This is a genomic window from Vreelandella arctica (genome assembly GCF_037070215.1).
Taxonomy (GTDB): domain Bacteria; phylum Pseudomonadota; class Gammaproteobacteria; order Pseudomonadales; family Halomonadaceae; genus Vreelandella; species Vreelandella arctica.
Map to the genome: position 1 here is coordinate 1 of NZ_JBANSN010000063.1, position 7,526 is coordinate 7,526.

The 7,526-nt window shown below is 50.4% G+C and carries 7 protein-coding genes; 3 read left to right on the plus strand and 4 right to left on the minus strand.

What is annotated here, in order from left to right; all coding sequences use genetic code 11:
* Nucleotides 1-478: 478 nt before the first annotated feature.
* The gene (locus tag V8L70_RS22245) at nucleotides 479-817 is read left to right on the plus strand and encodes a hypothetical protein (protein WP_101146773.1); all 339 of its coding nucleotides are present in this window, start codon (nucleotides 479-481) and stop codon (nucleotides 815-817) included.
* Nucleotides 818-1,102: 285 nt separating this feature from the next.
* On the opposite strand, the gene V8L70_RS22250 is transcribed toward V8L70_RS22245, so the two are convergent.
* Nucleotides 1,103-1,849, minus strand: coding sequence for a Crp/Fnr family transcriptional regulator (locus tag V8L70_RS22250; protein ID WP_336270618.1), 747 nt, complete (start codon nucleotides 1,847-1,849; stop codon nucleotides 1,103-1,105).
* A gap of 595 nt (nucleotides 1,850-2,444) precedes the next feature.
* Nucleotides 2,445-3,224, minus strand: a complete 780-nt coding sequence (locus V8L70_RS22255; RefSeq protein WP_101146500.1) for a CLCA_X family protein — start codon at nucleotides 3,222-3,224, stop codon at nucleotides 2,445-2,447.
* Nucleotides 3,225-3,420: 196 nt separating this feature from the next.
* Between V8L70_RS22255 and V8L70_RS22260 the strand changes: the two genes are divergently transcribed.
* Nucleotides 3,421-4,107: a type 1 glutamine amidotransferase domain-containing protein gene (locus tag V8L70_RS22260; protein WP_101146501.1), complete on the plus strand. Its 687-nt coding sequence runs from the start codon at nucleotides 3,421-3,423 to the stop codon at nucleotides 4,105-4,107.
* A 151-nt stretch (nucleotides 4,108-4,258) separates the two neighbouring features.
* A complete protein-coding gene (locus tag V8L70_RS22265; RefSeq protein ID WP_101146502.1) occupies nucleotides 4,259-4,996 on the plus strand; it encodes a MauE/DoxX family redox-associated membrane protein in 738 nt (245 codons plus the stop codon).
* Between the two features lie 239 nt (nucleotides 4,997-5,235).
* On the opposite strand, the gene V8L70_RS22270 is transcribed toward V8L70_RS22265, so the two are convergent.
* Together V8L70_RS22270 and V8L70_RS22275 are read right to left on the minus strand one after the other, a co-directional pair.
* A protein-coding gene (locus V8L70_RS22270) for an IS3 family transposase (protein WP_101146503.1) occupies nucleotides 5,236-6,401 on the minus strand; the annotation gives its coding sequence in 2 pieces (ribosomal slippage) (nucleotides 5,236-6,140 and nucleotides 6,140-6,401; 1,167 coding nt in all).
* Between the two features lie 57 nt (nucleotides 6,402-6,458).
* The gene (locus tag V8L70_RS22275; RefSeq protein ID WP_336270624.1) at nucleotides 6,459-7,145 is read right to left on the minus strand and encodes a MipA/OmpV family protein; all 687 of its coding nucleotides are present in this window, start codon (nucleotides 7,143-7,145) and stop codon (nucleotides 6,459-6,461) included.
* Nucleotides 7,146-7,526 lie beyond the last annotated feature (381 nt).

Here is a 7,526-nt window from a genome sequence, read left to right on the forward strand (position 1 = left end):
TAACCCTCTTGTCCTTCTGTGTAGCGCTGTACGACTAATAGCTTGAACGCTTCCTTATACTTCGCCATGAAAAACACCCCAATCGCTGGATGAGTGTCCAACTTTTGGGGTGCAGTTCACAATCAGCGGGCTTTTTTGCTATGTACACAAGAGCAATAGGGAATAATCAGCCCACCTTTCGCATAACTCGCAGGGCGGCATAAGGGTTTCCCATCCAGCTCGACCAAGTATTCAATACAGAATGTATGGCTTTAGCCCTACGTAGAAGCAGACGAAGCTTCTTCTGGCAATTAGCGCATTGCAAAATTGCATCGCCTCCAACGTGTCTATTATTTCCCGAAGCACCATCGATTTTCGGTACAAGGTTAGATCGCTTCTCGATGAAACAGGTCGATAGCTGGAAGGAGTGATGCGAGCTTTCATCTTGGGCAGTCACGGCTTATGCTTTTTGCTACACGCACAGTTAAGGAGAGGGAGCATGCCATTGCAATGGACTGGCCAAGTGACGCTACGTATCTTGGGGCCTGTGGAGGAAGAGGTTGTCGTGCAAGGCCAAGACCTTAATTTGCTACACGCTGGCTTACGTATTCTCGATGATGATGAAATCCGACATGAATTCGTTTATCGCTACGACGATCCCAGGTTTGAGCTGGTGGTCAACGCTACTGTCGAGACGAACATTGTGGAAGTCGATTCCCCTCTTATCGATGCAAAAACAGCAGTAGGGTTAGAAGAACAGACTAATACACTAGCTGCTACATTCCATCATGATCCCGATATTGATGATGAGCCTTTAACACCCGTTTCAAGTAATTAGTGGGAGGGGGTTGTAAAGGAAAGGCTTGATCAAATGGGGTTTCTACCTTGGAACATAACATATTTTTTGGGTAGCCTTCTGATCAAGGCCCACCCTCCAGTTGGAAAGAGGAGCTTCTTCCTACTTACCTGATGATGCCGCTATTATATGCGTACAGACAGGAGAACGGTTTTTAAGGTGAGGTGTTTGGCCCTGGCGTCCTAGCTACTAACGAGAAGATTTACAGGTCGGGTTTAACTCTTGAATCCGCCTTTCATGGCTATTATATCAAAAGTAAAAAATACTTTACCCTATGACCTTTTTCTCAAGATGAAGGTAAAGTGAATCAAACTCGCCAGCCTCCTTTAATTTCTGCCAGTCAGGTATGGTTACCTTTCTTTTGTTCGTAATGATCAAGCCATCGTTACGAAGGGCCTGTAGCACTCGGTTTACGTGCACTGGGGTCATCCCCGTTGCATCCGCAAGCTCCGCTTGGGTAATGGGCATATCAAAAGTGTTCTCATCCTGTACCAGCCCCACCGCCTCCAGGCGCAGCAAGAGCTCACAGATAATATGAGCGACCCGTGAATAGCCTTCACGTTGCCCTACATTCAACAACCATTCTCGGAAAATGGAAGCATCCACCAACGTCTCATGCCAGAAAGCCGCAGTGAGGCGAGGGTGGCGCTCAAATAAAAGCGATAAGTCTTGGTGCTGTATGTAACCAAGCTTGCAGGGGCTAAGTGAAGCAATGTTGATATCAATAACTTGCAAGTGCAGACTTTGGAGATCAGGCATATCCCCAGGAATATGCAACGCCATTATTTGCCGTTTGCCCTCAAGGGTTAATTTGTAGACACACGAAAAACCTTCCAGCAGTAAGCAACATTGACTAGGTTGGTCGCCCATTTTAACGATGTCTTGGTTAGACTTGACGTCTTGTGTTTGTACCGGTAATTCCTGGAGTGCCTGCTTCTCTTCGGCGGTAAGAGTAAAATTACTTTCTAACTTGCGAATCATCAGGTGGGTATGAGAAGGCAGGGCAGTAGGCATGTTTGGCTCCAGATTTGGCAGGAATGAAGCCCTTCGCAACAGTGTCTCTGCTAAATTTCTAATATAAATAATGTTTAGGCATATAACCGAATATTATTGACAATTATAGTTTAAAAATAAATTTGTAAAAAGCTTGTTTAAATTGCTTAAAAAGATAAAAAACTACCCTGCTAACTAGGGCGCTTAGGGAAATGAAACATATAAATTAAACGGCAATATCTTTATGAAAATAAAGGTAATTTTTTATGCTAAATTAAAGCTAGCCTTTTGCAGGCTAGCTTGTTTGATTTTTTAACCTTTTTTATTTTAATTTTTGATAAGGTGTTTGGGCAGGGCAGGGCAGGGCAGGGCAGGGCAGGGCAGGGCAGGGCAGGGCAGGGCAGGGCAGGGGTGTGATGCGTGGCCAGGCGCCCTGCGTTAACCACCTTTGCGAGCGATTAAAAAGGCAGCACACCGCCGAAGCCAATGCCAAGCACGGCAACGATAACAACAACGATAACGACGATAGTGGTAGTAGATGGCATGTTCTCTTCCTTTGAGTAGTGAGCGTTGCTACATATTAGGCACGATTGCACCATTTTGCACGCTGTCATGCTTATCCGGTTTCCCGTAACGCCTTTCCCAGCCTGGCAAAATAGTCGCTAAACGCGGCATTGATCTGCTCCCGTTGTGCGCTCTGTGGGTAGAGCCCTTTTTCCGCTTCAAGAGAGGCCTTGGTGCCCTTGACCAGAAAGTGATTAGTGATGCCGGCATCCTGCACAAACGCCTCAAAGGCGCGTGCACAGAGTTCTTCGGGCTTGCTGTAATAGAGCTGGCCAAGCTTTTTATCCATCTGTACTGAGCTTTGAAACAGAGCGCTAGGCTGGTCGCCTTCGGGCTGCAGTAGTACGGCTTTGAAACAGCGCATCAGCAGTTGATTCAGAGGGTGGGCGATGGGCGTTGCATCGGCAAGCCAAGCAGTAGAGGCGAACATACCGGCAGGCGTGCCGCGAAAACACTTACTGGCGATATAGTGATCAAAAGCATGAAACCACTCGTGGGCAATGCTGCCGGGCCCTGCGTTTTTGGCCAGCGCAAAACTGCGTTGGCTGGGGTCGTAGTGGGCAGAAACGCCAGGTCGGCCACCACTGCCGTACTGCAGCGCGATGGAGCCGCGTAACGAAATCAGCGCCTCTGGCCCCTGTAGAATCAGCATGAGATCGCACAGGGCATCGTGAAACAGCTCGGCGGCACGATCGCGCTCAGCGCTGGTGACCCAGCGGCCAATCTCAATAGAGCGAAAATCAAACTGACGCCGGATCAAGGCAAAACTGCTGGCTTGCCCCTGGCGGTGGTCAGGGCCGCTGCGGTAAAAATCCCGCGCTTCAATACTCACTGGTCGCTTCACCTGAACGATGACTGAATGACGCCATGATAAAGCGCCACTAACAGATTGACACTACTGGTGATCATTTGCCGCTTGAGCCGGTGACGACGATCTTGGATATCTCCTTGCATTCCACCTCAGAGGCCCCCACTAAGTATCAACAAGGCCTTTTAATAGCCTTATTTTTCACCGCTAGGAGAAAGATATGAGCAAGCGCATTTTGATTGTACTGACATCTCACGATCAGTTGGGCGACACCGGTAATAAAACCGGCTTTTGGCTGGAAGAGTTGGCCGCCCCTTACTATGTCTTCAAAGACGCGGGGGCCGAGGTAACCCTGGCATCGCCTCAAGGTGGCCAGCCGCCGTTGGACCCCAAGAGCGACGCTGAGGATAGCCAAACCGATGAAACGCGCCGCTTCAAGCAAGATGAACAGGCCAATGCTGAGCTTGCAGCGACCCATCGTTTGCGCGATATGAAGGCCGATGACTTTGATGCGGTGTTCTACCCCGGCGGTCACGGTCCGTTATGGGATCTCGTTGATGATAAAGACTCCATTCGTCTGATCGAAACGTTTATTGCGCAAGGCAAGCCGGTCGCTACCGTTTGCCATGCGCCGATTGTATTGGTGAATGCCAAGAACAGCGCAGGCGAGCCGCTCGTCAAAGGCCGCCAAGTAACAGGCTTCACCAATGGCGAAGAAGATGCGGTTGGCCTGACTGACATCGTGCCGCATCTGGTCGAAGATGCGCTGCAACAGTGTGGTGGTATCTACACCAAGGCGGAAGATTTCACCCCTTACGTATGTGAAGATGGCCAGTTGATTACCGGGCAAAACCCGCCTTCTTCAGCGCTAACGGCTAAAACGCTGATGGCGTGGCTGGAGAAATAACCGCTAGGGGGTAAGCAGGCTCAATGATAACGGCGAGGCTATCCTCGCCGTTTCTATTTTGGTCACTGACCATATTCTGACTACCTTTATAAGGTAGCGAGGGGTTGTTTAAAATAGGTAGTTTTCAGCACGCATCAAGGAGGTGGTCAACATGGAGACGGCGCATATTTATCGGATGAAAACGGCAGAGCACCTTTGCCCGTTTGGTATGAAAACGGTCGATTTGTTAAAGCGTAAGGGATATGAGGTTGACGATCACCCGCTAACCTCCCGAGATGAAATAGAAGCGTTCAAGGCTCGGGAAAATGTCGACACCACGCCGCAAACTTATATCGGCAATAAGCGTATTGGTGGTTATGAAGAGGTGCGTAAGTATCTTGGGATGAGCGTGCCGAATGCGAAAGAGACCACATATCGACCGGTGATCGCGATTTTTGTTACCGCCTTGCTGGTCGGGTTGGCGGTTAGTTGGGTCGCCAACGGTACCTTGATGGCCGCGCGGATGCCTGAATACGCAGTGGCGACGGCCATGGTGCTGTTGGGATTACAGAAACTTCAAGATGTAGAGAGCTTCAGCTCTATGTTCCTTAACTACGACCTGCTGGCTCAGCGCTATGTGCCCTATAGTTATGTATATCCTTACGCTGAAACCCTGGCCGGGGTCTTAATGCTGGCAGGCGCGTTGATTTGGCTGGCGGCGCCGTTGGCACTGTTTATCGGTACGGTGGGGGCGGTGTCGGTGTTTAAGGCCGTGTACATCGATAAGCGTGAATTGAAATGCGCGTGTGTGGGCGGTAGCAGCAATGTGCCACTAGGGTTTGTATCGCTAACGGAAAATATCGCAATGATACTGATGGGGCTATGGATGCCGCTTAAAATGTGGTTTTGAGCAGAACTACCAGAGCAGCACCACCAGAACCATTCGCAAGAACCATTCCCAAGAACCAGCCACTAAACGCAAAAGCGCCCTAAACGTGAAGGGCGCTTTTATTTTTACCCAGGCTTTTTAGCGTCTTAATACTGCTAAAAATTATAATTGAGCGACACACCCGTCACGGTCTGCCATTCGCTGCCTAAATCGTCAACGATGGGGCTGTCTGATCTTACCCAGCAACAGTGGACACTGGTTTAAGCGATCATTCGGGCTTCAAAGGCCTCTGGGCTGATCATCCCAATAGCACTGTGCCGCCGTTGTTTGTTGTAGTCCAGTTCGACGTACTCAAACACCTGGCGCCTCATATCGTTTCGCGTTGTAAATTGCTCCCCATGGATCGCTTCAACCTTGAGGCTGTGGAAGAAGCTTTCGGCACAGGCATTATCATAGCAGTTGCCTTTGGCGCTCATGCTGCACGTAAGCTCATGCCGGGTAAGCAGCGATTGGTAACGCGTGGAACAGTACTGACTACCTCGATCCGAATGGACTATCACGCCTTTGGGCATTTTGCGTCTCCATAGCGCCATCTGTAGCGCGTCACAGACAAGATCGGCCGTCATACGCTCACTCATTGCCCAACCGACCACTTTACGAGAGTAAAGATCAATGAGCACTGCCAGGTAAAGCCAGCCTTCGCCCGTCGCCAAGTAGGTAATGTCACCCACCCACTTTTGATTAGGAGCTGAGGCCGTGAAGTTTTGTTCTAGTAGATTCGGTGCGACTGGCAGCGAATGCCGTGAGTTCGTGGTGGCCTTGAACTTACGAGCTGCTTTAGCGCGCAGGCCCTGACGCTGTAAGCTGGCAGCCACCGTCTTACGGTTGATCGGCATCCCATCATCTCGCAGGTCTAGCGTTAGTCTCGGGGCGCCTGAGCGGCCTTTGCGTTGGTGATAAGCCTTGGCCACATGCTGATCGATAATGGCTTGCTGGCTGCGTTTTGGGGACGATGCGCCTTCGCGTTGCCGCCAAGCGTAGTAGCCACTCCGAGCGACCCCGACAACATGGCACATACGCTGAATACTGAACGCCTGACGATGACGGTGGATAAAGGCGTACTTCACTTCAGGCTTTTCGCAAAGTACACCGCGGCCTTTTTTGTGATGGCCAGCTCTTCATTTGCCTCGGCTAGTTGGCGCTTCAAGCGGGCGTTTTCTTCTGCCAACGACCGCTCTCGCTCGGATGTGTCTTGCTGCAGCTGTGCTTTAGATCGCCACTGATAGAGCTGACTCGCGTGTATTCCCAGCTCACGCGCCGCTGCTGCAACGCCAATGCGATCCGCAAGCGCTAAGGCTTCTTGCCGGTAGGCATCTGAGTAACGGGTATATGATTTTTTCTTCATTGATGTTGTCGATCTTGCCATGGTTCACCTCATCGTAACGTATGACGTTCTTGAGGTGTCCACCGTTACTGGGCAGGATCAGTCAGACGCATCGCCGGTCAGGTAGCTGGTGCCAACAAAACCGGTGGCAGACCATTGAGGTGTCAAAGCGTAAGTCAGGCTGGTGCTAACCCCTAAACGCCAGGAGCCGCTATCAGGGTTATAGCTGGCAATGCCGCTACGCAGGCTGTCACGTGTCGAAACCGCGAACATCGATTCCGTCCACTCTTCGTCGGCATAGGCCACATTCGGGGTAAAGGTAAAGAACGTACGCTCATTGAGAGGCAATCGCCAAGCAGCCGATGCTTCCAGCTCTGCGCCATCCACATCGCCCGTTACCGGCGTGCTTCCCGCCAAGCTATATTTCCACTGCCCTTGCTCCAGCGCTAGCCGTAAACCGAGCGTAGCACCGCCATCCACTTTCTCGAATGCCGAAATATCACCTTCATTATCGCGGCCAAAGGTATAGCCAATAAAAGGCGATACGGTCCAATCACCATTGCGAATCGCGTGCCATTCAATGCCGCTGCGTGGGCTGATTGAAAGGGCATCACCATAGTTTAGGTCAATAGAGGGCCAAAGCTGAGTATCGTAATCGTCGCTGCCCAGATAATCGGGCACATATAGGACACCCGCGCCGAGGCTGCCTTCCCATTGCTGGGCCCATGCTTGAGGAGCTATCGCGAGGCTAAGCGCGGCGGCTGGCCACCAGTATTTTGAAATCATGATCGCACTCATTTTAAGAAGAATTAAGCAAACGTTCATGATTGTATGTGCTTGCTTGGAAGCTTGGCAAGCCGCTTGATAAAATGGCAAACGAGCGTTTAATAATAATTTATTTTCTATTAACTAACACAGGTTAAATAAACATACTTCTATAAAGCGCATTGTGTGCTCAGCGAAAGGAACTCGCGAAAAGGAAGATTAGACAAGGATTGCTTGAGTAGCACAAGGATGCACAAATAGGATATTTGTGACGTACGGTTCGGTGATTTTCAACCCAGTTGTCCAAATGGCTGAGCTTAAGCAGCCTTTTTATTACGCTCGATTTCCTTCACTTTTCCTGGGTTAAGCGACACTGAACCAGTGACCCCCCAGTTTCGGGTG

Bases quoted from the DNA above. Each gene is read 5' to 3' on its own strand.
- V8L70_RS22245 (WP_101146773.1), top strand. From the start codon at position 479: ATGCCATTGCAATGGACTGGCCAAGTGACGCTACGTATCTTGGGGCCT.
- V8L70_RS22250 (WP_336270618.1), bottom strand. From the start codon at position 1,849: ATGCCTACTGCCCTGCCTTCTCATACCCACCTGATGATTCGCAAGTTA.
- V8L70_RS22260 (WP_101146501.1), top strand. From the start codon at position 3,421: ATGAGCAAGCGCATTTTGATTGTACTGACATCTCACGATCAGTTGGGC.
- V8L70_RS22265 (WP_101146502.1), top strand. From the start codon at position 4,259: ATGGAGACGGCGCATATTTATCGGATGAAAACGGCAGAGCACCTTTGC.
- V8L70_RS22275 (WP_336270624.1), bottom strand. From the start codon at position 7,145: ATGATTTCAAAATACTGGTGGCCAGCCGCCGCGCTTAGCCTCGCGATA.